The 25,886-nt window shown below is 59.8% G+C and carries 20 protein-coding genes, 2 pseudogenes and 1 riboswitch; of the genes and pseudogenes, 8 read left to right on the forward strand and 14 right to left on the reverse strand.

Annotated features, from left to right (window positions below; translation table 11 throughout):
* Nucleotides 1–513 precede the first annotated feature (513 nt).
* Entirely contained in the window at nt 514–3,615 is a 3,102-nt protein-coding gene (locus tag HAP41_RS45060) for an efflux RND transporter permease subunit (RefSeq protein WP_166071928.1), read from the reverse strand.
* 877 nt (nt 3,616–4,492) lie between these two features.
* On the opposite strand from HAP41_RS45060, the gene HAP41_RS45065 reads away from it, so the two are divergent.
* From HAP41_RS45065 to HAP41_RS45090, 6 genes and pseudogenes are all read left to right on the forward strand, one after another.
* Entirely contained in the window at nt 4,493–4,810 is a 318-nt protein-coding gene (locus HAP41_RS45065; RefSeq protein WP_321576400.1) for a Dabb family protein, read from the forward strand.
* A 227-nt stretch (nt 4,811–5,037) separates the two neighbouring features.
* Nucleotides 5,038–5,331 (forward strand): annotated as a pseudogene (locus HAP41_RS45070) (IS21 family transposase); the annotation flags it as partial.
* Nucleotides 5,332–5,885: 554 nt separating this feature from the next.
* A complete protein-coding gene (locus HAP41_RS45075) occupies nt 5,886–6,491 on the forward strand; it encodes a hypothetical protein (RefSeq protein ID WP_175617978.1) in 606 nt (201 codons plus the stop codon).
* 1,979 nt (nt 6,492–8,470) lie between these two features.
* Nucleotides 8,471–9,160, forward strand: a complete 690-nt coding sequence (locus tag HAP41_RS45080; RefSeq protein ID WP_029083933.1) for a response regulator — start codon at nt 8,471–8,473, stop codon at nt 9,158–9,160.
* A gap of 26 nt (nt 9,161–9,186) precedes the next feature.
* Nucleotides 9,187–10,640: pseudogene (locus HAP41_RS45085) on the forward strand (type II and III secretion system protein family protein).
* Between the two features lie 10 nt (nt 10,641–10,650).
* Nucleotides 10,651–11,313, forward strand: a complete 663-nt coding sequence (locus HAP41_RS45090; protein ID WP_166071926.1) for a CpaD family pilus assembly lipoprotein — start codon at nt 10,651–10,653, stop codon at nt 11,311–11,313.
* A gap of 36 nt (nt 11,314–11,349) precedes the next feature.
* On the opposite strand, the gene HAP41_RS45095 is transcribed toward HAP41_RS45090, so the two are convergent.
* The 11 genes from HAP41_RS45095 to HAP41_RS45145 are packed head-to-tail and all read right to left on the reverse strand — an operon-like array spanning nt 11,350 to nt 19,777.
* A complete protein-coding gene (locus HAP41_RS45095; RefSeq protein WP_166071925.1) occupies nt 11,350–12,387 on the reverse strand; it encodes an EscU/YscU/HrcU family type III secretion system export apparatus switch protein in 1,038 nt (345 codons plus the stop codon).
* Complete coding sequence (gene sctT / locus HAP41_RS45100) at nt 12,384–13,205, reverse strand: type III secretion system export apparatus subunit SctT (RefSeq protein WP_166071924.1); 822 nt, start codon at nt 13,203–13,205, stop codon at nt 12,384–12,386. The genes HAP41_RS45095 and sctT overlap by 4 nt, the downstream gene beginning before the upstream one ends.
* A 10-nt stretch (nt 13,206–13,215) precedes the next feature.
* Nucleotides 13,216–13,491 (reverse strand): EscS/YscS/HrcS family type III secretion system export apparatus protein, encoded by a 276-nt coding sequence (locus tag HAP41_RS45105; protein WP_166071923.1) that lies wholly within the window; start codon nt 13,489–13,491, stop codon nt 13,216–13,218.
* On the reverse strand, nt 13,488–14,159 hold the full coding sequence (gene sctR / locus HAP41_RS45110; RefSeq protein WP_166071922.1) for a type III secretion system export apparatus subunit SctR: 672 nt from the start codon (nt 14,157–14,159) through the stop codon (nt 13,488–13,490). Before sctR ends, HAP41_RS45105 begins: the two co-directional genes overlap by 4 nt.
* Nucleotides 14,152–15,261, reverse strand: coding sequence for a type III secretion system cytoplasmic ring protein SctQ (gene sctQ / locus HAP41_RS45115; protein WP_166071921.1), 1,110 nt, complete (start codon nt 15,259–15,261; stop codon nt 14,152–14,154). The genes sctR and sctQ overlap by 8 nt, the downstream gene beginning before the upstream one ends.
* Nucleotides 15,261–15,797 (reverse strand): hypothetical protein, encoded by a 537-nt coding sequence (locus tag HAP41_RS45120; RefSeq protein WP_166071920.1) that lies wholly within the window; start codon nt 15,795–15,797, stop codon nt 15,261–15,263. Before HAP41_RS45120 ends, sctQ begins: the two co-directional genes overlap by 1 nt.
* Nucleotides 15,773–17,122 (reverse strand): type III secretion system ATPase SctN, encoded by a 1,350-nt coding sequence (gene sctN / locus HAP41_RS45125; protein ID WP_173643973.1) that lies wholly within the window; start codon nt 17,120–17,122, stop codon nt 15,773–15,775. The genes HAP41_RS45120 and sctN overlap by 25 nt, the downstream gene beginning before the upstream one ends.
* A gap of 2 nt (nt 17,123–17,124) precedes the next feature.
* Nucleotides 17,125–17,748, reverse strand: coding sequence for a type III secretion system stator protein SctL (sctL, locus tag HAP41_RS45130; protein ID WP_166071918.1), 624 nt, complete (start codon nt 17,746–17,748; stop codon nt 17,125–17,127).
* Nucleotides 17,745–18,365: a nodulation protein NolU gene (locus HAP41_RS45135; protein WP_224580563.1), complete on the reverse strand. Its 621-nt coding sequence runs from the start codon at nt 18,363–18,365 to the stop codon at nt 17,745–17,747. The genes sctL and HAP41_RS45135 overlap by 4 nt, the downstream gene beginning before the upstream one ends.
* 23 nt (nt 18,366–18,388) lie before the next feature.
* Nucleotides 18,389–19,249: a type III secretion system inner membrane ring lipoprotein SctJ gene (sctJ, locus tag HAP41_RS45140; protein WP_166071916.1), complete on the reverse strand. Its 861-nt coding sequence runs from the start codon at nt 19,247–19,249 to the stop codon at nt 18,389–18,391.
* 9 nt (nt 19,250–19,258) lie between these two features.
* Nucleotides 19,259–19,777: a nodulation protein NolB gene (locus HAP41_RS45145; protein ID WP_321576667.1), complete on the reverse strand. Its 519-nt coding sequence runs from the start codon at nt 19,775–19,777 to the stop codon at nt 19,259–19,261.
* Nucleotides 19,778–19,951: 174 nt separating this feature from the next.
* Here HAP41_RS45145 and HAP41_RS45150 point away from each other — a divergent pair, with 174 nt between their 5' ends.
* Entirely contained in the window at nt 19,952–20,650 is a 699-nt protein-coding gene (locus tag HAP41_RS45150; protein WP_166071915.1) for a nodulation protein NolW, read from the forward strand.
* Nucleotides 20,651–21,603: 953 nt separating this feature from the next.
* On the opposite strand, the gene HAP41_RS45155 is transcribed toward HAP41_RS45150, so the two are convergent.
* Nucleotides 21,604–22,677 (reverse strand): ribonucleotide-diphosphate reductase subunit beta, encoded by a 1,074-nt coding sequence (locus tag HAP41_RS45155; protein ID WP_175617977.1) that lies wholly within the window; start codon nt 22,675–22,677, stop codon nt 21,604–21,606.
* On the reverse strand, nt 22,668–24,461 hold the full coding sequence (locus HAP41_RS45160; protein ID WP_224580562.1) for a ribonucleoside-diphosphate reductase subunit alpha: 1,794 nt from the start codon (nt 24,459–24,461) through the stop codon (nt 22,668–22,670). Before HAP41_RS45160 ends, HAP41_RS45155 begins: the two co-directional genes overlap by 10 nt.
* 254 nt (nt 24,462–24,715) lie before the next feature.
* Nucleotides 24,716–24,929: riboswitch (cobalamin riboswitch) on the reverse strand.
* A gap of 680 nt (nt 24,930–25,609) precedes the next feature.
* On the opposite strand from HAP41_RS45160, the gene HAP41_RS45165 reads away from it, so the two are divergent.
* Nucleotides 25,610–25,807 carry a hypothetical protein gene (locus HAP41_RS45165; protein WP_166071913.1) on the forward strand — a complete coding sequence of 66 codons (198 nt, stop codon included), beginning with the start codon at nt 25,610–25,612 and terminating at the stop codon, nt 25,805–25,807.
* The last annotated feature ends 79 nt before the right edge of the window (nt 25,808–25,886 follow it).

A 25,886-nucleotide genomic window follows, 5' to 3' on the forward strand; every position in this document is an offset into this window, starting at 1 on the left:
GGCGGGTTTCTTGCTGCGCAGCGCTAGAGGCCCCCTTGCTAGCCAGAATAGGCTGCCTGTGCCCGACCAGTATCGAATCCATAGCTATGTTAATGAGATAGGCCTCAGACGCCCAGCCAGTTCCGACCCGCTCGCCTACGGGACGCAGACTGCAGCAAACCAGCGCTCGTCTGTTCTGCCGGCAAGACAAGCCCGAGCAAATCATTCCCTTCCAGAGCCGATGAAACAAGGCGGCACCACCACTGTTCGTCATCGGGAGTGCATGAATTCTCCCAGACAGGCAAGCATGCGAGTTGCGCTGCCGTGGATGTCCGGCAATTCACCCTGGCAGAGGCCAATAGCTACCGCCCCTTTCTGATCGGTCGGCAACAATACCGAGCCTGTCGGAGAAGAGAATGACGCGGACCGCGCCACCAATTGTAGCCAACCAGCGCGATCAAGTCACCGCGGTCGGCGATCAGCGCCCCCTGCTTTAGCACCAATTCAGCGAAGCTCAATTGATTGTGAGCGTCATCACTTGGCCAAGTGGGCATCAACAGCCCCGGCGTGTTCCAACTCAGCGGTGTTCTTGACGTGGACAGCATTCGCACCGGCGCGGTGATCGGACGCAATCGCGACATAGAGCGCCGGTAGCACGAAGAGCGTGAACAACGTTCCGATGGACATGCCCGCGACGAGCACGAGCCCAATCGAGAAGCGGCTCGCGGCGCCAGCGCCCGTTGCGGTCAACAAAGGTAAGAGACCAGTGACCATCGCCGCCGTGGTCATCAAGATCGGACGAAGTCGAACGCGCGCCGCCATCTCGATAGCTGAGCGGCGGTCGAGCCTCTCCTTGAGCTGCAGCTCATTGGCAAACTCAACCATTAAGATACCGTGCTTGGAAATCAGCCCGACCAGTGTCAACAGCCCAACCTGAGTGTAGATGTTCATCGTCGACAAGCCAAAGAATAGCGGGATCAAGGCCCCGACGACCGCCATCGGAACGCTGATCATGACGATGAGGGGATCGCGCAGGCTTTCGAACTGCGCCGCAAGCACCAGAAAAATGATGATGAGTGCAAACGCAAAGGTGATGGCGAGTTGATTACCCTCGCGCACATATTGGCGAGCGTCGGCAAGGAAGTCGTGGCTAAAGCCTGCGGGCAGCATCTTTGCCTCCTCGTCCAGGTAGTCCACAGCCTGACCGATCGTGACACCAGGCATCGGTACAGCCTGGAAGGTCGCGGAGTTGAGCTGGTTGTAGTGGGTGAGCGTGTTCGGATCGGTCGCAGTCTCGATGGAAACCACGGTCGACAGCGGCAGCATCGAGCCTCTCGCAGTCTTCACATAATAGCTTCCAAGTGATTCCGGCGTCAGGCGGTTTTCGCGCGCCAGTTGCGGGATCACCTGGTAGGAGCGCCCCTGCAAGTTGAAGCGGTTCACGTAGTTGCCGCCGAGCAGGGTCGCAAGCGCGCCACCGACGTTCTCCATGGTGATGCCGAGATCGCTTGCCTTGGATCGATCCACCTTGATTTGCACCACGGGCTGATTGAACTCAAGGTCAGAGTCACTGACCGCGAACAGACCGCTCTTGCGAGCGGCATCCTTCAGCTTCGACATCTGCTCATAGACGGACTGGAAACCTAGGGTCGAACTGATCACCATTTGCACCGGCAGGCCGCCCGAACCGCCCGGAAGAGGCGGCAAACCAAAGGCAAATGCGTTGATGCCTTCGATTTTGGACAGCTCGGCCTGAACGGACCACTTGAGCGCGATCGATGATCTCTTACGCTCGTCCCAAGGCTTCAGCAACATGCCGGCCATGCCGCCCTGCGGCCCGCTGCTGCCGTTGAGCACGAAGCGCAAATCGGTCTCGGGAAACTTCTGGAACGCTTTGTCGAGCTTGGCGCCGTAATAATCGAAGTAATCGATATTGGCGTATTTCGGCGCTTTAGTCAGCGCGAATATGATGCCCTGATCCTCCTCAGGTGCAAGTTCCTTGGACGTATGCATGTAGAGGAAGCCCGCAAGGCCCAGCATGGTCAGCGCAAACAGCCCGGTAATCGGACCATAGTCGAGCGAGCGGTCGAGGTTGCGACCGTACCAGCGGGTCGTGGCGCCGAACGCGCGGTTCACAACCCTTGCAAACCGCCCCTCCTCAGAGTTCTTCAGGAAGACCGAACACATCATCGGCGACAGCGTCAACGCAATTGCGCCCGAAACGATGACCGAGCCCGCCAGCGTGAACGCAAATTCGCGGAACAGCGCGCCAGTGAGGCCGCCGATAAAGGCGATTGGCGCGTACACGGCGGCCAGCGTGATCGTCATGGAGACGACGGGACCGACGATTTCGCGCGCCCCCTGGGTCGCGGCCAGCGCGGGCGGCGCGCCTTGTTCCAGATGGCGATGAATATTCTCCACGACGACGATTGCATCGTCGACCACGAGACCAATCGCAAGCACCATCGCGAGAAGGGTCAGAAGATTGAATGAAAACCCCAGCGCCAGCATCATGCTGCAGACGCCAACAAGCGACAGCGGAATGGTAACTACGGGAATGATGACCGACCGAAACGAAGCCAGGAACAGGAAGATCACGACCACCACGATCAAGACGGCCTCGACCAGCGTCTTCCCCACCTCATCGATCGATGATTGAATGAACTTCGTGGAGTCGTAGGCCACTTTCATCTTCAGCGAAGGCGGCAAGTTGCGCTCCATGTCTGGAAATAGCGTCCGTACGCCTCGTACGATGTTCAGTGGATTGCCTTGAGGGCTCGCCTGCACGCCGATGAAGACCGCGTGCTCGCCGTTCATGGAGACACTGGCGTCTGCGGTCTGCGCGGCAAGCTCGACCGTCGCAATGTCCTCCATGCGCACAAATCCGCCGTCATTGGCCTTGACGATCATGCGCTTGAAGTCATCGACACCGCGCAGATCAGTGTTGGCCGTGATGTCGGAGATGGTGAGATAGCCCTTGACCTGACCGGCCGCGGCCTGGAAGTTGTTGGCGGCAATTGCAGCCGAAGCGTCCGCCGGCGACACGCCATGCCCCGTCATTTTCACAGGATCGAGCCATAGCCGCATCGCAAAACTCTGGCCGCCCAGGATGTCCGCCGCTGCGACCCCCTCTACAGTCGACATAACCGGCTGCACCACGCGTGAAAGATAGTCGGAGATCGCGCTGGCCGTCAGTTCCTCGCTGGAGAAAGCGATATACATGACAGCCGTGCTCTGACCGGCTGACTTGGTGACGACCGGATCGTTTGATTCCTTCGGAATTTGAGACTTGACCGAGTTGACCTTGGAGAGCACTTCGGTAAGCGCCTCGTTGGGATCGAAATTGAGCTTGATGTAGACCTGGATCGTCGAGCTACCGAGCACCGATGAGGACGTGATGTAGTCGACGCCCTCGGCGGACGCCACTGCCTGCTCCAGGGGGGCCGTGATGAACCCCTGGATCATGTCGGCGGAGGCACCCGGGTAGGAGGTTGTGATATTGACGACCGTGTTTGACAGCTTCGGATACTGCCGGATCGGCAGAACGGCGGCCGCGCGAAGGCCGATCAATAGGATCAGCAGACTGATGACGACTGATAACACGGGACGTTTGAGGAAAAGATCGGCAAATGCCATCGAGGCTCTCGCATTCAGGAGGGTGACGCAAATTCGCTGGCACTGGCAAGTCGCGCTCCAGCTACGGTCATCAGCGCGGCTGACAGTGGCAAAGACCCGAGAAGGAAGCGGAATCGGCTGCTCTAACGGCTAGTTCCTTGGCAGAGGATCCGATCCTCCACTTCTTCATCACCATTCCTTGGATGAATCTTTGCCCTTTTGATCGCTGATCGTAAGTATGGACACACCTCTTCAGGATAAAGACCCATGTCATTCTGTGCGCAATCGGCCCGAGGTCCGACTCAGAATACGGAAGCGGGCTCACGCATTTCCATTCCGCTTCATCCTCACGCCTCAAGCAACGCCTTGCAGCAAGCGGATCAGTCGGCACTAACGGCTTCCGCGCCACTATCGAATGATCCAGCGGCGACGTCGAAAGTACAAACAACTCGACGAGTGACTCAACTCTACAAAGGCAAGCGCGCGATATAGAATGGGTTGCCAAACCTATACCAAGGTTTGTCGGCGCCTTACGCTGGCATGAGCCGCGCGAGACTTGCGACGCGCCCCCGGGGCCAAGATGGACCGGCGCACAAATGGATTCTAGAGATGCCCATGTTGGTCGCCGTGACGTCGGGCGGTTCCGGGTCGATGCGAACCTCGTCAATCTCCGGCGAATATGGGGTCGCCCGCTTGCAGGCGATAACGCTCGGGCACGATGCGACCGGATGGAAGACGGCAAAGGCGGGCGACACGCACAGCGTCGGTCCCGCTTCGAGGCCAACCTGGATCGGTTTCCAGAAATTCGCGCCGAGTGCTGCCAGCTTCCGTACAGCATTGCGTTGGGCTTGATGCCGATATAAGAACGCCACGTTGCAGCGTCACGATTGCGGCCACCATGATTCGTCACATCGCCTTCTTCACAGCCAACGATCAAGCCGGTATCGACCAGATCGTCGAAGGTCTGTCAGTTCTCACCGCAATCCCGTATGCACGCCGGCTCGGGATTGCGCGCAACCGCAAGAGCGATCAACTCGGCAATGAAGTCGACGTCGTGGTGTACGGTGAGTTCGACAGCGAGATGGATCTCGCTGCGTACAAAACGCACGATTTGTATCAAGAAGCGATCCGGTGCGTCCGGCCACTTCGGAACTGCGGTTTGCCGCTGACTACGAACTGTCAGCAGATGTCTATTTCGCTGGAACGTCGGGGTTGAGCCAAGTTGATCGACGCCCCCGACGAGCTAGTCGCAGCTAAGCATGATGATGATCAGCCTCGAGGCTTTGTACGTGTCGGACGGAAATTGCGCTTGTTCGCGCCAGGACAACGATCAGAGCCGGCTTTACCGCCTGCCGATCATCGGTAACCGATAGCCCTATGCACGTCCGCGAGTTGCAGTGGATCGAGCCTGTCAAGGCGATGCCTGTCATCCCGGTGACGTAGTCAGGCGGCTTCATCCTGCGGCGCGTGTTCTACACCGTGCCTTCAAGATTGATCGGCCATCGCCTGCGTGTGCGCATCTTCGACGACCGGCTCGAATGCTTCCTTGGCGTCACGCCGGTCGTGACGCTGCGGCGCGGTCGGCCTATGTCCGAGAGCCAGGGCGGTCATGTCGTGGATTACCGGCACGTCATCCATGCCCTGCGGCGCAAGCCGATGGCGCTCCTCAATCTCGTTTATCGCGACCAACTCTTCCCGCGTACAGCTTACAAACGTCTGTTCGAGACCTTGCGGGAGCATGGTACGGCGAAAAACAGCGCCGACTTTGCTCCACCGCTTTGCGCGGCTTCCGTTCGGCTGGCCGCTCGCCTTACTGGACTGAATTCATCCATCCGGCAACCCTCAGCGGATATCGTTTATTTCCCCGTCCGTCAGCTTCCTGAATGCTACATCTACGAAAATGTACACGAACGAGCAGTACTTGAAAGGCATCCAATAAATATTGATCCGCGGAATGCTGCAGAAACTCCGGTTGGCGTTCACGATGTCCTCCCGCAGCCGCACCGGGTGCCCCGGCAGCTCGATGAGTCGAACGCACAGACCAGCTCAAGGGCAGAACCGTCCGCTGATCAAGCAAGCTTCGAGCAGCATCTGGAGCCCTGCATCCGACTCCCCCAACGTCGGATTCAGTTCCTACCGCAACAAATTCCGCAACTTCCACGTCCTCGACTGGGCCGAACGAGGCCCGGCAAACCGTTCGCTATCCAGCCGCATCATTTGTGGGCGCGCGCGCTCAGCTTGCCGCAACGCTGACAGGCGCCCCCCTTGATGCGCTCAGAAATGAGATCGAATTGGCTGTGCAGCAATTGGCACGGTGGTCGCCATCGACCGCCGCTTTCGACGGCGGTGTCGATCGGGAGCGCGTTTTCGATGACGTGGTAGGATCGTCATATGTCACGCTGCGGCGCTTCCAGCACCAGGACAGCGATTGCAGGCCGCGCGTGGAAGACAACACGAGCGCAATATCGCATGTGCGCAACACGGCGCGGGATCATTCTTCCATGGGAGATCCTCTGGAGCGATATCCCATGGACCGGGCGCGCCAAGCCGGATGGCATATGCGCGGTCGAACAGCATTCCCCTTCGTGTCGCTGGTTGAGGATCCATCCAAACTCGTCGATTCGCGCGATCACTGGGCACGAGCGATCGCCCAAAGTACGAACGCGCTGCACACCTACACCGTACCGAGGTCCGCGGTCTGGACGCCCGACGACGTGCTGAGCAGCATTGGGCTCGGAATGAATGTTGAGGATCAGCACAACATCGATGCGGATGTGGACTTCATGTGCGCGCTGGGCAGAACGCCAACCCCAGAGACCGAGCGCCTTTTTCCGGGCGGCAATCTCGACGACTACCGTACCCGGCGACCCAAATCCGTACAAGCGCGATGGCAATGATTAGACGGCCTCCTGCGCGCCCTTTGTCGGTAAGTGCCTTCATGCTGAAACGCTAGGCACGTCCCCCAGGGAAGAAACGGAGGATGTGCCATGAGCGCAGGCTTTACAAACAACGTATCGAGCAGCCTCCGCATGCGGCCTTCGAGCGGGCCCTGCGAACGGGTCAGGCATCTGGAGCCGCCCGAATGGCTCTTTAACGCGTTCTTGGCGCGGCGCCCCAAGCGCATCTGGCATCCCCGCATCGATCCGATGGCTAGCGGTCACATTCGTCATCGAGCCCGGTGACGTGAAGCGCTGAAAGCCCGGCTTCTGTTCACGGCCGTCTCAGCCTGATTCTGGACGCGCGTTCGATCAAGGGACGGTCAGACCGATCGCACCACCAAGCGCAGTAAAGCGGCATCAACCGCGCATGCGGTGCATCGCGACAGAGTCCATTCGTCTTCTGAATGCGTTCCATCGAAACAATCGATTTTGCCGATCTTACGCGAAGACCCCATAGTCGGCGGAGCAATCTTGGGAGGCCGCATTCTACAACGTAGTGTGACAATCTTTCTCAGTCCCCTGCCGGTCAACTCGACTTGGGCAATCGCGCGTTTGCACCCAGGATGTAAATGACGCGGCAGGTCCAAGCATCCCACGACTAGCCATAGTTTGTCTGGCTGATTGCCACATCTGAGGCGATCAGCCAGCCGCCCGGTCAGACGCCGTGGACAGCGGTGACGCGTAGTGAGAACGACTGCCTCATAACACACTGCCATCGGCTACGGCTCACGCTGGACATCATAAGGTAATGCATACGACCTTGAAGTAAGGTGAGAGCGACCATGATTCGCATGTAGATGGCCGCATCTGTGTCGACGCCGCTCCAGGGCGCCCGCACATTTGACGGGACTCCGCTAAACCAAACGTTAAAGACACTTGAATCGCACCGTACGTGAGATTGTAGGATTTCCGACAGCCTCACCACAAAGAACCCCACTCGGGCGAACACTTCCTGATAGGTAGCAAGAATTGCGAACATCTTTAAAGCTTAATGCAGCCCCACTCCGCCCCGTCACGCGGGTCGACCACTCCTTTCGAAGGCGACTTTTCAACGCCGCCTACCTGCAGGACGGACGAATCAGCACAGCCTTAGCCGGAGCCGACTGTAGCAGGCGCGTAGAATGCGGCCCCCGCTTATCTCGCTCCGTGCCGACACAAAGGCACTTTAAGGTCGGGCATCGGTCATTCAGCCGTCGTTCATCCCAAGCGATGAGAGACAGCTGGCGTAACGACTTCAATCCGATGATGCCTCGTTGCGCGTGCCGCGCCTTTTCGGCCTCGTGCACTGCTGTCGAGGGGATGCCGCGTCCGGGACATCGGACGCGATTCAAAGTCGGGATCGCTGGCGTCTGCATGTCTATCACCGGCTACCGAACGGCTCTGTCGCTAGCCGGTAGGAGCATCGATAGCATCGTTACGCGCCGCGGCTTCTGAAGCATCGGTCGGTTGCGGGGCGTAAACTTCTTCAAGCGGAAAAGCGTGCTTTGTCATGACCTGGCGACGCCATAGGCGCAAGCATAGCAGTGCCGACCGCAGGACTTGAGCAAGGTGGCGGAGTTTCCAAATGTCGATTTTGCTAGACGGTTCAGATCCAGCTGTCTCCTGCGCTTGCGTATCGATCGCGCCGTCTGGCGCTAACGATATCGAACGAGGCGGCCCAGCGCGTGCACGCCTGGCCGCGATCAGCGCACCTAGGCATCCGCCTGCTGCTTCTATTTTGGGCCTCGTGAATGATTTTGGAGATCTTCCCAGTCCACGGCAGACCGCCGCTTTTTTGTGTTCGGTGACAAGTGAATGGCTCGACTTGCTCGCGCGCCGCCACGATCTGCTTCGTCGCTTTCGGGCTTTTTCAAAGTGCGCCTCTGTGAGTTTGGCCGACGCTCTTGGTCACCCGTAACGTACGCAGGTCTCGGCGTGGATGAACGAGAGGCGATGACATGCGAATTCTCTTGGTTGATCATCACGCGGACTTTGCCCGCGCTGTGAAGGAAGCGCTCCTCGGTTGCGGGTTCGCGGTTGACGTGACACGCACCCTGGATGAAGCGGCGGCAGCGCTGGATTGCGCCAGCTACCACATTCTCTTGCTCGAATCGGCTTTACCGGATGGAGACGGCTTGAACTGGCTGAAGCAATTGCGGCGCGACGGATGTTCAATGCCTACGATGATGATGAGCAACTTGAACGATCTCGCCCGGCGGATCGCGATCTTTAATGCGGGTGCGGATGATTTCCTGGCCAAGCCCGTCTCAATCGACGAACTCATCGCTCGCATGCGCGCTATACTGCGACGGTCAACGCAGATGACGGCGCCGGTCGTGACATTCGGCAACCTGCATTTCGACCCGATCGGAAGACAAGTCTCCGTCAGCGGCCGAGTACTGAGGATTGCGCGCCGGGAAGTGTGCATTCTTGAGCATCTGCTGAGCCGCGCCGGCCGCACCGTGCCTCGGTCGTCACTGGAGGATAGCCTGTATGCCTTCGACGACGAGGTCTCCACCAACGCGCTGGAAGTTGGGATCTATCGCTTGCGCGCGCATTTGAGCCAGGCGGGTGCAACCTTAAGAATCAAGACCGCGCGCGGCGTTGGTTACACCCTTGAGCTCGTTAGTGCGGCATCGGCCGCCTAATCGATCGAACTTGAAAGCACAATCCCTTGAAGGTCATTAACAATGCTGCCGGCGCTGACAAGTCGCCGATGGTTTCCACGGCGCCGCTCTTTGCCGGTCTGCCGCTTCTCTGCTACGCCCTCTGCGCGCTCGCAGTGCTATTTCCATTTGCTGCCGCGGCTCAGACAAAGCGGGACGGCAAAGGAGAACCGCCGCGAGCTGCGCCTGGCAGCGCGACCGGCACCCTCAACCTGTCCTCCTCACAGGGCAAGACAGTTCATCTGACCGCTCCTGCGGCCAGCATCTTTGTTGCAGATCCGGCGATCGCCGATTATCAGGCCCCCTCAAACACGACGATCTTCGTGTTTGGTAAAAAGCCTGGGCGGACCAGCCTGTTTGCCTTGAACGACGCCGGCGAGGCCCTCGCCGAGATGCGTGTTGTGGTCACGCAGCGATTGAGGATCTGCGTGCCACGCTGAGAGCCGAGGTCGGCGACTATCCGATTCAGGTCAGCTATACCCCGCGCGGAGCGATCCTTGGCGGGACCGCGCCCAATGCAGACGTCGTCGAGACCGCCAAGAAGGTGACCGAGCAGTTTCTCGGTGCGGGTGCGCTGGTCGTTAACAAGATCCAGGTCGCCGGCTCTTTGCAGGTGAATCTCAGCGTCCGCGTGGCGGAAGTCTCCCGCAGCGCCGTCAAGGATCTCAATATCAACCTCTCCGCCTCGGGCCAAAATGGCGCCTTCATTGTCACCGGAAAAAGTGCAGGTTCCGGCGCTGCGGGCGGCGGCGGCACGGTCGGTATCGGATTTAGCGCCGGCAGTATCAACCTGAGCGCTGTTCTCGACGCGCTCGCCAGCGAGCACCTCGCTTCAATCCTGGCTGAGCCCAACTTGACGGCGATGTCCGGGGAAGCTGCGAGCTTCCTGGCCGGCGGCGAATTTCCCATTCCGGTCATGCAGGATAACCGGCAGGTTTCGGTCCAATTCCGTCAGTTCGGCGTGAGCCTGGAGTTTGTCCCCACGGTCCTCAGCAACAACCAGATCAACGTGCGCGTGAAGCCCGAAGTCAGTGAATTGTCCACAGAAGGTGAAGTCAAAATCAATGGCATGGCCGTGCCCGCCCTCTCGACGCGGCGTGCTAGCACCGTTGTCGAGCTCGCCAGCGGTCAGAGCTTTGCAATCGGGGGGCTCATCCGGCGCAACTTCAACACTGACATCGGCGAGTTTCCTTGGCTCGGCGACGTGCCGATTCTTGGCGCGCTTTTTCGCTCCTCATCGTTTCAAAAGCGCGAAACCGAGCTCGTCATTGTCGTCACACCCTACATCGTTCGGCCGGGATCGAACCCGACTCGGATGAGTGCGCCGAACGATCGCATCGCGCCGCCCTCAGATGCGGGCCGCGTTCTGACGAACACGCTGGCACGGCCGTCCCGAGATCGCGATGGGCACCGCACGAGCGCACCAGGGTTGACTGGCAGTGCCGGCTTTATCATCGAGTGAGGATCGTCAAATGCCCCTACGACATTTGTGCCATTTGATCGCTGTTGCGGCAGCATTAGGCGGATGCGCAAACAATGCTTCGACCCATTCTGGATCGGCTCAACAAGCGATTGAGGTGGAGCAGAAGAACAGCGTGTTGGTCCTGCAGAGCCTTCGCGGCTCCGAAAGGCGCCGGCTGCACAGTTTCATTGCAGCTGCGAGTGGCGGCCGGCGGGATGCACTTCATATCGAGGTCACCGGCTCGCCCCGTCTCATCGCCCAGGTGACGCACGAGGCCCGTGCCATGGGCGTTGCCCCTTACAACATCCGCCTGTCGGCCTCCCCGCTCGATCTGCCTGCCCGTTTCGGGGTGAGGATCGAGGCAATCACCTATCAAGTCCATCCTCCTGTCTGTCCGTCGCTTTCCATCGTCGGGCCTGCAGTTGACGATAATTCGTTTGACCCGACGCTCGGCTGCTCGACCAGAAGCAATCTGGCAGCCATGGTCAACGATCCGCTCGATTTGCTGGACAATCGATCGGTTATGCCAAGCAATGGCGATCGTGCCGCCGGTCCCGTTGCGAACTACGGGACATTTACCGCGCGCAACAAGAGCAATGGCGACGATGGAGCCAACAGGGCAGCGCCGGAAGCCCCAGCGGGCGGAACGAGGGACATACAGCCGCCTCGATGACGGCCTTTCGCAATCGCAGCCCCCGATCAAAACGATCTAGACCAGTCCGGCAGCGTAAAGCGCTTTTGCGACCGGCTCGAAATACTCTGTAGGAACCGGGTTGCCCAGCCTTGCTTTGCCGAGGAGCTGGTGCGCCAGGATGTCGTCATCTACAATACGGAGGCGGAGCGCGCGCGCCTCATGAAGCAGCTGTGACGCAGCGTCGCCTTCGCCACGGCAGACCAGGATCGGCACGCCGGTTTCGCCGCGAACATAGCGCAACCCAATCAAGGTTGCCGCTCCCCTCAATATCAAAGTGGCGCGATGGACGCCGAGCGGAGCCTCGTTCGCCGCCTCCTGCCGCAGACGGCGGTGCTCACGCTTTATCTGCGGATTGCCTTGCTGTTCCTTGTTCTCGCGCTTGGCCTCGGTTTCCGTCATGCGCATGTCCTGCAGAAACAACCAGCGCTGGATCAGAAGGTCGGCCAATCCGCCGACCAGAAAAGCCGCAGCGGCAATTCCGGTTAGCAGTTTGACCTCGGTGAAGACGAAGCCAAGACAGCCCATGCCGCAGACCGGCAGGTACACCAGCGTCTTCCAGCTTGCCATCACGGTGAGGAACAAACTCGTCCCGAGGACCACCACCTTGACCAGCGTCTTGCCAAGTTCGATCAACGAACGTTTCGATGCGATCCGCTTCAGGCCCTTGACGGGATCCAATTTCTCCAGCTTCGGCTTGAGTGGCTCCGAGGCAAACATAAAGCCGCCATTGGCCAGGATATTCGCCAACAGGGCCGCTGCCACGGCACAGGCGAGCAATGGCGCGACGGCTGCCAGCGAAAGCTCCAGCAAGCCACTGAGCGCTTGCGGGACCGCGCTCGTGAACGGCTGCTCCTGCACTTTGTCGATCAGCCGGACCGTTTCGTGCCACTTGTCTTCGATCGGCCCGGCTCTCCACCACAGACAGCCGAAACCGGCGCATGCGCTGACACCGCTCACCAAATCGGAGCTGCGCGCGCTCTGCCCCTTCTTGCGCGCATCGCGCAGCTTCTTGGGAGTTGGAGGTAGCTTTTTCTCCTCGCTCGAGCCGCTCATTTCAAGAGCTTCTTCAGATATTCCAGCACGTTGTCCGACGTGAGGATCTCAGCTCCCGCGTATTCAAGAAGATAGACGGTGTAGCTGACCATGATGAGACCGAAGGCGACATTCTTGATCGTCGGAGAGAGATCGTTCAACTTGAGCTGCGATGCAAAGCGCCCCAGCATCATGACCGATACATCGATCAGCAGCAGCAGGACCAGCACCGGCCCGGCGACCAGAAGCGTCGTCAGCATAATGTGATCGAGTAGGCTCAGACATTGCATTGCCCCTTGCGCCGTCACCGCGGGCAGAAGCTGATACACGGGCCAGATCCGGTAGCTGCCATAAAGGCTTCTCACCATGGTCTGCAGGCCGCCCACCAGAACGAAAATCGTGACCGCCGTGATGCCGAGAAAAAGCCCGGTTCCCGACGCTTGGCTATGCGTTGCGGGATCCTCCGCCGCCACCTGGCTCGAAATTCCCCGTTGAGTATCGATGATGTCGCCGACCGCCTGGATACTCCATAATGGGATACTGAGCAGGATTCCGAGCAGAAGGCCGACGAACACCTCTTTCAGACCGAGCATGGTGACGCTGACCAGTCGCGTGTTTGGATCCAGCGCCTCCAGGCCGAGCTTGATCTGCGCCAGACACGGCAGTCCGATCGCAATCGTCATGCTTCCTCGAACCAAGCCACTTATACGTGGCCTCGTAAAGACGGGAAGGACCAGCATGATTCCCAAGGCACGGGCCGCACCAAGACCCGTTGCGGCGACAAGTTCGATCGCGCCCTGGACCAGAGCTTGCGCATCTGTGGGGGACAGTCCAGCCATCCAGGCTCTGCTAGTATCTGCCGGTGAGTGCGGGAAAGTCGCTGAAGATGCGCTCGGCCTGCTCGATGAGGGGAGCACTGAGCACCGGAGAAAACCCAGCGAGGACGGCGACGACGACCAGAAGCTTCACCGTCAGGGGCAAGGTTTGATCCTGGAGCTGCGTCGCCGCCTGGATGAGGCCGATAATCAATCCGGAGACCAAGGCTGCGAGGAGCGGTGGCAGAACCCAGATCATGAACAGGACGAGCGATTCGCTCAGATGCGTGAGGATACCGGCTTCATTCATTGTCCGCCTCCCGGCGTTGTGTAGCTCAATACCAGCCCGTGCATGAGACGTGACCAGCCATCGATGGTGACGAACAGAAAGAGCTTGAAGGGAACAGATATCACCGTCGGGGACACCATCGACATGCCCATGGCCATCAGAATCGTCGTGACGATCAGGTCGATGGTAATAAAGGGAAGATAGAGAAGAAACCCGATCTCGAAACCACGCTTGAGTTCGGAGATCAGGAAGGACGGAACCAGAATCACAAAATCATCGGCCGTAGCGCTGCCGCGCATCTCTTCCGACCAGACATGTTCAGTCGAGGACAAGAAAAACCGGCGCTGCTCTTCATTGGTGAATTTCTTCAGATGGGCGCGCAGCGGCTCCTGTCCTTCCTTGGCGGCGGTCATCCAGTCATCGAAGGTTTGGTAGCGAAGTTGGGGATCAGTCAATCGGTTGTAGGTCTGCTCAAAGACCGGAGCGCTGATGAAGACGGTCAGAATCAGTGCCGCGCCGTACAGGACAATGTTCGGCGGTATCGATTGGGTCCCGAGCGCATTGCGAACCAGGAAGAGAACAACGGAGACCTTTATGAAGGCGGTGGTTGTGACGACGGCGAACGCGAGCAGGCCGAGGCCGACTGTCACCGCCAGAAGCGCGAGGATGCTGGGTTGAATCTCAGTCATTGACCGCCAACCTGCCGCGTAACCTGACGGCAAGTTTCTCGCCAATCCGCACGAGGTCGCCGCGTCCAATGCGTTGGCCGTTGGCAAGGATATCGACCGGACCATCAAGCGGCCGGCCAAGTTCGAACACATGACCTTCGTTGATAGTTCGCAAGGTTCCCAGCGGCAGCGGCCAGCGGCCGCATTCAAATACAAGTGTGATCTCAAGGCTGTCGATGTCGGCTTCAGAGGGAAGCTGCTGCGCTTCTGGTTGTGTCGTCATATGTCCACTCTTCAGGGGGTGGGATTGCAAGCGGAATGGCCCCCGCAGGACCAGCCTGTCGCGGGCAATCTCGGCAGGAGCCCATAATTGGTCAGCGGCAAGGATGATCTGGCCGCAAGCGAGGGGAATTGCGTCCGGCAGCAGCGCGTCACCTTGCTGTGCTTGACGAACAAGCCCAATCGTGACGCGGAGCGAGCCAATCTGGCCTGCAACGATGACAGGCAGCTCAGAACGAAGCTTGGGCCGCTGTCGCGGCAATCGGCCAAGCAGTTCGCCGAGGGCGCTGAACGCAGGTGGAACGGGACCGTCGAGAGACGGGAATAGAAGCAGGCGAGCCTTCGCTGTAAGCGGACCATAGGAGACGTCGAACTCAATATATGGACCCGACATCACTGCTTTATGGGTGCGGATAAGCTGCAACGGCCGTCGGATCAATCTCTCCAGTGGAGCGAGCAATTGTTCAAGCGCGAGTTCAAGGATCAGCGAACGACTTGGCTCGGAAGGTAAGGTCAAACCACTCTGCACGTTCGCAATCAACGCTTCCACAAGCGAACCAGGCAAGGACAAGACGACCGTTTCGCCGCCGGCGTCAAAGACGCAGTCAAGCATCGATGCCGCAGCCGGCTCGGCCTGCCAGACCAGCCGGTTATGATCCAGCGACAGCGGTTTATCTCCTAGATGGCTTTGCAGAGCGACGCGGAACGCTGCGATTTCATTGAGCCATGAGACCACAGCATGAGAGAGGATCAGCGCTGGTCTGAACGGTGCGGGTTCCCCCGACGATCGCGACGCAACCCTCCCTTCCACATCAGGGCGTCCTGGCGTTGGAGAAGTGGCCATCAGGTCGGCTCGCCTCCCACTTGGCGATCTGATCCCCTCCGGTACCGAAGCACGACCTCATCATCGGCTTCAATTTCGGCCGCAGCTTCGCAATGCGCGTCGGTCATGCGCTGAACGTCGCGCTCGATCTCTTGCCATTTTTGGCTCGCCGTTGAACGTTTGGCCCAGAGGGTCCGCGCCTCAAGAACGGCAGCCTCGGCCTGGTCTTGAGCGGAACGTGCCTCATCAAACGCCCGTTGCGTCGCTGCGATCTCCTCTGTGAGCCGCCCAATGATGAGATGGTGGCGCCGCTCGAGGTCGGCGACCGATATCGCATCGGCCGACAACATTTCCCGATAAAGCTCGGCTTCAACCCTTGCGCGGCGTCGTTCGGCATTTGCAAGATGCGTGGAAGCCTGTTCGACGGCATCAACCGCGATGTGGCGCCTGGTTTCCATGTTGGACAGTTCACGAAGGGCGCTTCGCTCCCTCATGTCCTTGACGAGCCGCAGTTTAGACGCATGAACGCCATTCAGGCGGTCAGACGTGACATCCATGCCACCGTCTCCTCAAAACTGCATGCCTGGTCCTGACCCTGGCGCAAAAATGCCCGCAACTCATCAATCGAGGCGATCGCCCGGTCCGTCAACGGATCGGAGCCTTGCTTGTATTCGCCGACCTTGATCAAAAACTCCGCCTCGGCGTAACGCGAGAGCAGATCACGGAAGAAGGATGCCGACTTGCGATGCGGCACAGACACGATTGCGTCCATGACGCGGCTTCGGCTCGACAACACGTCGATGGCCGGAAACTGCTCTCGCGAGGCAAGCGCGCGTGAGAGAATGATATGGCCGTCAAGAATGCCGCGCGATTCTTCGGCGATGGGATCGCCCGTGCCGTCACCTTCGACGAGCACGGTATAGAAAGCCGTGATTGAACCGTGCTCGCCCATGCCAGCACGCTCCAATAGGCCTGGCAACAGCGCGAAAACCGAGGGTGGAAATCCGCGTCGAGTCGGAGGCTCTCCTGCGGCAAGGCCGATTTCACGCATGGCGCGGCTAAAGCGCGTCAATGAATCCATCATCAGAACGACGCGCAATCCTTGATCACGAAAATATTCGGCCAGCGCGGTTGCCATATGGGCGCATTGCGCCCGCTCCATGGCCGAACTGTCGGAGGTTTCAACGACGACGACCGAACGGTGCATGGCCTCGCAAAGATGGCGCTCGATGAATTCACGCACCTCCCGGCCACGTTCGCCGATCAGCGCGACGATGGTGACATCGGCGGCCGCGCCTTTGACGATCTGCGACATCAGCGTCGACTTGCCGCAACCAGCGTCACCATAGATTCCGATCCGCTGGCCTTCTCCACATGTCAGAAGCCCGTCCAGGACGCGAACGCCAAGCGGAAAAGGCTGTTCGATGCCGCGTCGCTTCATGGGGTTGGGCGCCCTGCCGCGCAGCGGACGAACTTCGCCAGTCTTTATCGGGCCCCCGCCATCGAGTGGACGGCCGAAGCTGTCGATTACGCGGCCGAGCAAATTGGGACCGACTGGCACTTCCTGCATTCGCCCGGTCGTGACCACTTCTGCACGGCTGGACAATCCGACCATGTCGCCGATCGGGGTGAGTAACACCCCGTCCGGCAATAGACCGATCACCTCGGCCTCTAGTGACCATCCGCTGCGAGGATCTTGCAGGAGGCACAGTTCCCCAACACGGGCCTCCGGCAGAACGGCGTGGAGCAGCGTGCCTATTGCCCGCGTGACCCGACCACGAACGGCGCGGGTGTCGATATGCTTTGCGGAAGATCTTAAGGACGAGAGCGCGGCGTGAACATTCCCTTCCCCTGCCGCAGCCTCATGGGCTGGTCGTTGCATGGTCACGGCTCGCTCTCCTGCGAGGACAAACCAAGGCCAAGACGAAGCGCGCGGACCTGCGCGGCAAGTCCAAGGTCGACATTGCCAAACTCGCTCCACAAAACGCACTGGTCCGCCGTCAGCGCAGGATCCGGCTCAATCCTGACCTTAGGTCGGTCGTCAAGTCCATCGTAGGCCGCGAACTCACTGGCCAGCAGATCGGCTTTCAGGGGCGATACGTGAAGGCACACTTCCGTGTTCTTATACTTTTGCTCGATGGCGTGACGAACGGCCCGCACCAGCATCTCGCTCGGCTCAAAGGCACCCAGCAAATTGCTCACGATCTCAATGACCAACTGCGGCAATTCCTGATCCAGAGCGGCCTTTCGCTGCGCCAGTTCGCAAACAGCCTGCGCGATCAGCCGTGTCATTTCCTCCGCTCCCGTCTTTTTGCCCTCGGCATGGCCGCGCATCCGTTCCAGCTCAAAAGCTTTGCGTCCCCAGCTACGAACGCGCTGCAGATGTCGCTCGGCAGCGGCGAGCGCTTGCACGGCATCGTGCCAAACCTTGAGTTCGGCTGCCCGTATCAGGGGCCCGAGCGGGCGAATCCGCGGCGCCACCGGCAATGCTGGGACATCGGCGGTCATCCCCTGGCAACCTCCGTCCTCAAATGAGCCATGACCAAGGAAAGCAGCGGGCCTGCGGCACCACGGTAGTCGGCGGCCGGATTGTCCGCGGCGGTCCCAACGGGCAAGCGTAGAAGCACGCGGATACGCTCAAGCGCTGGAGCCTCGTCGAGCCAGGTGCCGAGACAGACGTGCCCATCATGTTCAATCTGTCGCGATAGTTGCTCCGGGTCGGCAATGGGCGTCGTTGCGACCGCGCTTGATAAATGCCGGATCCCAAAAGCATGCGCTTCGGCACCGATCAGTTCGACCAAAATTGATAGATCGTGCCTTGAAACCAGCTTCAGGACCGAGCGCGCATGCCAGATACTACCTGCGAGCAGGGCAGCTCGACGCGGATCATGCCCGAGCAGCAGGTCTTCGTTCCAGTTGGCTCCGCTCACCTCGACTTCGCCGCCAAGCAGCAGCCCGGCCAGTTTTGGCTGCAGTCTGGAACTCTGCTGTAGCCGCAGCAACGTGGGAGGCGACAGCAGCGGATCAAGGCGCGCAGCAAAGTGGCTCGGATGAATGGAGGCAACAAGCTCGCGCAGCCGATCGGAGGCCAACATGGACGAACGATTGGATTCGGTGAATGACATCGATGCCGACATAAGCGTCCTGACTACGTCGCATCAGAAGTGGTCTTCTTGTCAGCAGCCCGGACGGCCGGCACGCTCGAACCTCCGCCAAACATGGTCAGCTTACGCGACGATTGTCCGAATTGACGAATACGCGCGCCCAACAACACGTAAGAGGCGATGCCGAATGCGGCGCCGGCACCGCCCACCCCGAACGCAAGCAACGGCGTTGAAGCAAATTTTGCTGGTTGAGGGGAACTGACTGCCCGTGACGACTCAAGCGGCGCCCGCTCAACCGGCACAAAGACGACCGCCACCTTGTCGTAGGAGAGCCCCTCGATGCTGTTGGCGACCAGCATCTTGATCTGCGGTAAGAGCGCCGAGAGCTTCGCGCTAGAGCCATGTCGAATGAAGACCGACGCCGAGGATGGGGTCGCATCCTGCCGCAACAGATCGTTCTTCGGCAGAACGACATGAACACGCGCTGAAAGGACGCCATCGATGTTACTGATCGTGCGGGATAATTCTTCGCTTAGCGCATAGATGTAACGAGCGCGCTCCTCGATCGGTGAGGCAACCAGTCCCGACCCCTTGAACACCTCGCCAAGATTCTTAAAGGATTGGCGAGGCAACCCCTCGACATTCAGCAAGTCAATCGAATACGCAAGCTGCTTTTCCTCGACCTGGATTGCGCTGGTTCCATCCTTGGCGACAACACGGACCGCATCGACACCCTTACCAAGAAGAAGCGCGAGCATCTCATTAGCCTCACGCTCCTGAATCTTGGTATAGAGATCGGTCTTACAGCCAATCAAAGCAAGAAGGAGCGGCAGGGCAAGACAAATGCGAAGCCGCCGCCACGATCGATGGCCGCCACCGCCACGCCTCTGGACCACGTCAGTCATCATCCTCACTCAGCCGGCCGATAGCAGCTTGTTCAGCGACGAACTGACGGCGCTGGTGCTCTTGGAGACAAGTGAAACCTGAACGACGTCTCTGTAGACATCGCGCAGACCAACCATCATCGAATCGAAATCCGAACCTATCGGCTTAACCGCCGCATGTGCGCCGACATCATCCACATGCACAAGCAGCTGCGCAGCCGACCCCCCTTGCACGCCATTCGGAGCAGGCGCGCCGCTGACTGCGGGAGAAACGGCATGACTCCGGTACATAGTGGAAAGTGCATGAAGGACGCGATCGCCCGGCGGACTTGCGAACGCACTCGCACGCTGAACCTCTGATACCGGCGGAGCGACTGCCGCTCTAGCTGAGACTGACGAGGCAACGACCTCATTGGAAGACGCTTGCGCAAGGGACTGCTCAAAGTGGGCCTGCTCGCCAGTGGCGGCCGGCGAGCAGGCACTGGAAACACAGTCAGCTGAATGGGGAGAGATCGGCGTCGCGCCTACCATCATAATATAAGGAGTCATTGTGCTCGTGTGATGAGATCAGGCATGGTTAAACGACGAACGGATCATGAGCGTAGATTGGCGAGCTGACGAAAACCTGACGAAGATGCCGCTGGTTACGTCATCTAAAGATCACGTTTGGCCTTCACGTTGGAATGAAATTCTAGGTTTTTTTCAGGCGGAAGGCCTTCGGGAATGCTCATCCGATCCACAACGGTTAACATTTTGAGGAGAGTTCTCCATGTCGGAGTTTTTGTCTATCTGGGATCGGTAAGCGCGCTCGGCGCATCCCTCTCACTGCCGTCGGCTCCTTACAGCTACACGGTTCTGGATCAGGACCTTTCCGCCGCGCTGCAGGAGTTCGGCAACAATCACAATATCAGGGTCAATGTCAGCGCCGAGGTAAAGGGCCGGATTCGTGGGCGAATGCCGGACCAGCCACCGCGAGAGTTCCTCGAGCGCTTGACCAATCTGTACAATCTTCAATGGTATTACGACGGTCTCGTGCTTTACATATCCGCGGCTCAAGAGGCGCAAAGCCGTCTCATTGTGTTGAACCCGATCAGCTTCGATGCGTTCAGGACCGCGCTCGATGTGCTCAACATCTCCGATGAGCGCTATATCGTGAAGCCGGCTCCAGGAGATGGCCTCGTCCTGGCTTCGGGCCCGCCACGCTTCATCGCGCTCGTGGACCAAACGCTCAAGGGCCTTGTGGCGGAGGCGCAGGCGCGGCGGAATCCAACCGCTGCCGAAAAGCCGCCACTGGGGTCGGTTTTGATGTTGTTTCGTGGCTCCTCGAGCACGGTCATTCGCGACGGACGACCTGAAAGCCACTATTCCTCAGAAGCGCAGCATCAGGACGGCATCGCGCGCGAAGCTGCAGGCCAGAAGTGACTTAACAATACGAGAGAGCTCGAGCCGAGGATCCGAACTGCATTCGCTTAAATCCTCTGATCGTCAGCTTTTCGAAAGCCGCCTTACCCAGGATGAGCCTGTCTGGATGGCGGCGCCTCGCATCGACCGCGCCAGACGTGTGCATCCAGGAGAGCTTGAAGATCAACGCGAACCTCCGAAACAGCTGCTTCGGTCTCGCAGGACAGGAGCCTTCGCATTGCTCGAGCTGCTCCATCATGCGGGAATGACAGATGGATTTCAACGAATTCGGACCATCGAACACGAGCCCGGACACCAATTCACCGCTACCGCCCACGGACGCTACCGGCTTTGAGCAGCAGCTCAACGGCGCTCAGGGTGGTGCTGCGCCACATCGTACCGCCTCGCCCGCGCTGCCGGGGGAGCCCTATTCGCCATATCTGGACGCAGGCCGTCACTATTCGCCGTACTTGGATGCTCGGCACCCTTATTCGCCATACCTGGATATAGCGCAACCCTATTCGCCAGGCTTGCGTTTGGAGGATGATTCGCATGCGCCGGCTGCGCTCGGTGCAGATCCAGCACCAGAACCGTCCCCGCATCACCTCTCGCAGCAGACGATCGCTCAGGCGATCGAGGCGCATCCGGCCTTCGCACGCCGGACCATCTCAGGCTGGGCCTTCCGAAGTTGTACCGCCAGACCTTTCCGAGTTCCGTATGCGGGACGGACGTCTCGCCAATCTGCAAATTGCAACGATTGTGATCGCCTTTTCGAAGTCTGCCGCACCGAAGCAACTCAGCACAAGATCAGACTTCACTTTCGTACATCAGCCCCGTGGGCGGGTGTTCCCCCATTATGATTTTCGAGCGGCGTGGATGATGCCGCTTGAGGTCCGCTGTGCCGCCGGAAGCCGCAGCAGAGGACTTCCGCGAACCTCCAAGATGTATGAACGGACGCATGCTGTTCCGGCTGCCTACATACGGCCGAAAGCCGCCCACACCCCGTCCTCGCCGTCCCAGCTGCCTCGGCTCGCCGCCTTGGAGTACTCCGTGGCGCGCTGCTCGAAGAAATTGGCGTGCTCGACGCCATTGAGGATCTCGACGAGCCAAGGCAGCGGATGCGGCTTGAGCTGCGTGAACCCATCCTCCTCGGCCTTGAAGAAGCCGAAAACCGGGGCAATCCGGAGTTGGGTCAGTCGCCAGTCGGCGACAAAACGGACGTAGGCGTGGATCTGCTCAGGGCGCATGCCCTCGATCTTGCCCAGGCCAAAGGCGAGATCGACGAAGTTCTCCTCCAGCTTTACCATCGTTCTGGCGACATCGACGATGTCGTCACGGACCGAGCGCGTCACGGCGCCGGTCTCGCGGTGCCATTCGTGAAACAGCTTGATGACGCCCTCGCAGTGGAGACTCTCGTCGCGCACCGACCAGCTTACGATCTGTCCCATGCCGTTCATCTTGTTGTGGCGCGGAAAATTGAGCAGCATAGCGAAGCTCGCGAACAACGCCATGCCTTCGGTAAAGGCGCCGAACATAGCCAGGGTGCGCGCGACATCGGCCACGGTGTCAACGCCGAACTCGTGCATGTAGTCCGCCTTGGCGCGCATTTGCGCATAGCTGCGAAATGCCTCGAACTCGGTCTTGGGCAAGCCGAGCGTCTTGAGCAGCAGCGCATAGGCGTCGATGTGGACCGTCTCCATGTTCGTGAAGGCCGCCATCATCATCTGGACGGTGAGCGGCTGGAAAATCGGGATGTATCGCTTGAGATAATTGTCACCGACCTCGATGTCCGACTGAGTAAAGAAGCGAAAGATCTGGGTGAGCAGCGCGCGCTCGCTGGCGGTGACGCGGTCCGACGCCCAGTCCTTGAGGTCGTTGCCGAGCGGCACCTCCTCGGCCATCCAATGCGTCTGCTGCTGACGCTTCCAGAACTCGTAGGCCCAAGCGTAGCGATCAACGTCATAGCTGCCCATCGAGTCAAGGAGACCAACGCGTCCCTTGCCGATCAGCGTGCGCGGATCGACAGACGAGAGATCGATCATTGACATGCGAGGCACTCCTCATAATCGGTGCGCTGCGCAGGCGGCTGCCGCGGCGCGGCCTCGTCATCGTCGACGATCTTGCCGGCGAACGCCGCGCGCGAGATCGATTTTGAACGGCAGTAATAAAGGCTCTTCACCCCACGCTTCCACGCCGTCCAGTGCAGCATGTGGAGATCCCACTTATCGACCTCGGCCGGCAGATAGAGGTTGATTGACTGACTCTGGCAGATGAATGCGGCCCGGTCGCCTGCAAGCTCGACGATCCAGCGCTGGTCGACCTCGAAGGCGGTGCGAAACACCGCTTTCTCGTGTTCCGACAGAATGTCGAGATGGGCGACCGAACCCTCCTGCGCAATGATCGACTGCCAGGTCACCGGGGTGTCGGCGCCCTTGGCGATCAGTACCCTGGTCAGATGAGGATTACGTACCGAGATGGCACCAGACAACGTCTTGTGGGTGTAGATGTTGGCCGGGATCGGCTCGATGCATGCGCTGGTGCCGCCGCAGATGATGCTGATCGAAGCAGTCGGCGCGATCGCGATCTTCTGGCTGAAGCGCTCCATCACGCCACGTTCCAGGGCGTCCGCGCACGGGCCACGCTCGCGAGCAAGGGCGACGGATGCCGCGTCGGCATCACCCCGGATCTTCCGAAACATCTTTAGATTGAATGATTTCGCCAAGCCACTCTCCATTGGAATGCCATTCGCCTGGAGGAACGAGTGGAAGCCCATGACGCCAAGTCCGACCGAGCGCTCGCGCAGGGCGGCGTAGCGGGCCCGCTTCATACCCTCCGGCGCCGTCGTGATGAAGTGGGTGAGCACGTTGTCGAGGAAGCGCATGACGTCCTCGATGAAGCCGGGTTCCTCATTCCATTGGTCCCAAGTCTCGAGGTTGAGCGATGACAGACAGCACACCGCGGTGCGCTCCTCGCCGCGATGGTCGATGCCGGTCGGGAGCGTAATCTCGCTGCACAGGTTGGAGGTCGAGACCTTGAGACCGAGCTCGCGCTGGTGCTTGGGAAGCGCGCGATTCACAGTGTCGATGAACAAGAGATAAGGCTCGCCTGTCTGCAACCGGTTCTCAAGAATGCGTTGCCATAGCTGTCGCGCGTCGATCTCGCGGACGACCTCGTTCGTCTTCGGGCTGCGCAGAGCGAACGCGGTGCCGGCGCCCACGGCACGCATGAACTCGTCGGTGAGGTTGATGCCGTGATGCAGGTTGAGGCTCTTGCGGTTGAAGTCGCCGGACGCCTTGCGGATCTCGAGAAACTCCTCGATCTCGGGATGCTGGATATCGAGATAGACCGCCGCCGAGCCGCGCCGCAACGAGCCCTGGCTGATCGCCAGCGTCAGGCCGTCCATGACGTGGATGAACGGGATGACGCCTGAGCTGACGCCGCCCTTCACCTTCTCTCCGATCGAGCGAACATTGCCCCAGTACGTGCCGATACCGCCCCCGTTGGAGGCAAGCCACACGTTTTCGTCCCAGGTGCCAACGATGCCTTCGAGCGAGTCCGACACCGAGTTAAGGAAGCACGAGATTGGCAGGCCGCGCGTGGTGCCGCCATTGGACAGCACCGGCGTGGCTGGCATGAACCACAGCCGAGACATCGCGTCATAGAGACGTTGGGCGTGCGCAACATCGTCCGCGAAGGCACAGGACACCCGCGCGAACATGTCCTGGACGCTTTCGCCGACGAGCAGATAACGATCGGTCAGCGTTAGCTTGCCGAACGCGGTCAGCAGGCCGTCGCGCGATCGATCGAGCGTGAGATCGGACGGCTTTGGCAATGGCGCGAGAGGCCGCGGCAGCGGAGGCGATGACGGCGGCGGCACAACACACCGCTGAGGCGCGGCAGACTTTGGCCGCGCCGGCCACGGCCGCACACTCGGCCACTCAATTAGATGACCATGCTGATTGAAATCGTAAGACGGCGACATCGGCAACCCCGCGATGTTAGGGGGTGAAGCCACGCGCACGACTTGCGAGGAGACGGGTCAAACGTCCCAGGCTGCAAGCGACGCACGGGGCACCCCGCCCGAGGACGTTCTATTCTGTCGCGGCAGGTCTCCTGGCTCGCGGGTCGCTGCGGCTGTCGGCCTTCCCGGTGCTGTCGCGGCCAGTGACCATTATGACAACCGCTCGCCGCTTACAGTTGCGGGGGCAGCCCCGGAATAGCCGTTACCGGCGCACCGGGTTCTCTCTTAGCTTCCACCCTACTAGATGCAGAATGGAAGACCGTGGCAGATCTACATACAGACGCCGCGCGTCGAGATTCGTCAAGGCTTGTGGCAGGGGAGTCGAGACGCAGGACGCCACGTCCGCTCCGGGTCCGGGCCCGCAACGCTGTGTTCGAGCAAATGCCCCCCCTGCTTCGGCCCATTCCGTGAAAAGAGTGGCAGCATTTTGATTTCGATGCTCCGTCGCGATGACGGGTGCCTATGCGAGTCCGCGTTGGATAGGAATCCGTTCGGCGAAGGTTCTGGGCGATGCTGGCGAGGGATAATCTCGTGACGCGCAACGTTTGGCTTGAAATTCAAAGCGGTCGAGAATGCGATCGAGCTGCGCCAGCAAGGTGTTGCTCTTCTTGTGGAACTGGCGTGAGGTGCGTCCCTGCCATGATCGTGCGATCTCGGTGGCTTGCCGCGCGCGCCAGATCGAGCGCGATAGCTCCACAAATGCTTGTGGTACCACTGAGCCTTCAACGCGCAACAGTCGCCGTCGCGCTTGCTGACGTGGCCAAGTGTTTTGGCGCCATGATTTACCAGAGCTCCGATCGCAGTAATGACCGTGCCGGCACAACGGTTGTCCTCACTTGCGTGGTCATGGATGAAGCCGCCAAGGAGGCTCGATCTTAGTCAGCTTTTCGCAAGCTGTCCCTGCTAGCATGAAGCGGATAGGTCATCTCGCGGCGACGCCGCTATCCGGGTGTTACGACATGAACGCAGCCGATATTAATGCAACAGCGCCGCAGGTTGGCGCCCCCTCCGACACCGCCGAGAGCGGCGGCGATGACACGCGTGCAGCGCTACTGCGCCGAGCATTCGAAAAGGCTCTCGTTTCCGTCGCCACGCAAGTCATAAGCGATTCCCAGTCGGATATGGATGAGGCCATGAGCGAGCTTGATGATGGGTGAGCCGATGCTCGGCGCCACATAGAGATACAGCCCGCTGAGCTGCTGCCGGTTTGATGGACACCGAGATTAGGTGTTTCAT

It is taken from the genome of Bradyrhizobium barranii subsp. apii (assembly GCF_011516635.5).
GTDB classification, from domain to species: domain Bacteria; phylum Pseudomonadota; class Alphaproteobacteria; order Rhizobiales; family Xanthobacteraceae; genus Bradyrhizobium; species Bradyrhizobium barranii.

Bases quoted from the DNA above. Each gene is read 5' to 3' on its own strand.
- HAP41_RS45060 (WP_166071928.1), bottom strand. From the start codon at position 3,615: ATGGCATTTGCCGATCTTTTCCTCAAACGTCCCGTGTTATCAGTCGTC.
- HAP41_RS45065 (WP_321576400.1), top strand. From the start codon at position 4,493: ATGATTCGTCACATCGCCTTCTTCACAGCCAACGATCAAGCCGGTATC.
- HAP41_RS45080 (WP_029083933.1), top strand. From the start codon at position 8,471: ATGCGAATTCTCTTGGTTGATCATCACGCGGACTTTGCCCGCGCTGTG.
- HAP41_RS45090 (WP_166071926.1), top strand. From the start codon at position 10,651: ATGCCCCTACGACATTTGTGCCATTTGATCGCTGTTGCGGCAGCATTA.
- HAP41_RS45095 (WP_166071925.1), bottom strand. From the start codon at position 12,387: ATGAGCGGCTCGAGCGAGGAGAAAAAGCTACCTCCAACTCCCAAGAAG.
- sctT (WP_166071924.1), bottom strand. From the start codon at position 13,205: ATGGCTGGACTGTCCCCCACAGATGCGCAAGCTCTGGTCCAGGGCGCG.
- HAP41_RS45105 (WP_166071923.1), bottom strand. From the start codon at position 13,491: ATGAATGAAGCCGGTATCCTCACGCATCTGAGCGAATCGCTCGTCCTG.
- sctR (WP_166071922.1), bottom strand. From the start codon at position 14,159: ATGACTGAGATTCAACCCAGCATCCTCGCGCTTCTGGCGGTGACAGTC.
- sctQ (WP_166071921.1), bottom strand. From the start codon at position 15,261: ATGGCCACTTCTCCAACGCCAGGACGCCCTGATGTGGAAGGGAGGGTT.
- HAP41_RS45120 (WP_166071920.1), bottom strand. From the start codon at position 15,797: ATGGATGTCACGTCTGACCGCCTGAATGGCGTTCATGCGTCTAAACTG.
- sctN (WP_173643973.1), bottom strand. From the start codon at position 17,122: ATGCAACGACCAGCCCATGAGGCTGCGGCAGGGGAAGGGAATGTTCAC.
- sctL (WP_166071918.1), bottom strand. From the start codon at position 17,748: ATGACCGCCGATGTCCCAGCATTGCCGGTGGCGCCGCGGATTCGCCCG.
- HAP41_RS45135 (WP_224580563.1), bottom strand. From the start codon at position 18,365: ATGTCATTCACCGAATCCAATCGTTCGTCCATGTTGGCCTCCGATCGG.
- sctJ (WP_166071916.1), bottom strand. From the start codon at position 19,249: ATGACTGACGTGGTCCAGAGGCGTGGCGGTGGCGGCCATCGATCGTGG.
- HAP41_RS45145 (WP_321576667.1), bottom strand. From the start codon at position 19,777: ATGACTCCTTATATTATGATGGTAGGCGCGACGCCGATCTCTCCCCAT.
- HAP41_RS45150 (WP_166071915.1), top strand. From the start codon at position 19,952: ATGCTCATCCGATCCACAACGGTTAACATTTTGAGGAGAGTTCTCCAT.
- HAP41_RS45155 (WP_175617977.1), bottom strand. From the start codon at position 22,677: ATGTCAATGATCGATCTCTCGTCTGTCGATCCGCGCACGCTGATCGGC.
- HAP41_RS45165 (WP_166071913.1), top strand. From the start codon at position 25,610: ATGAACGCAGCCGATATTAATGCAACAGCGCCGCAGGTTGGCGCCCCC.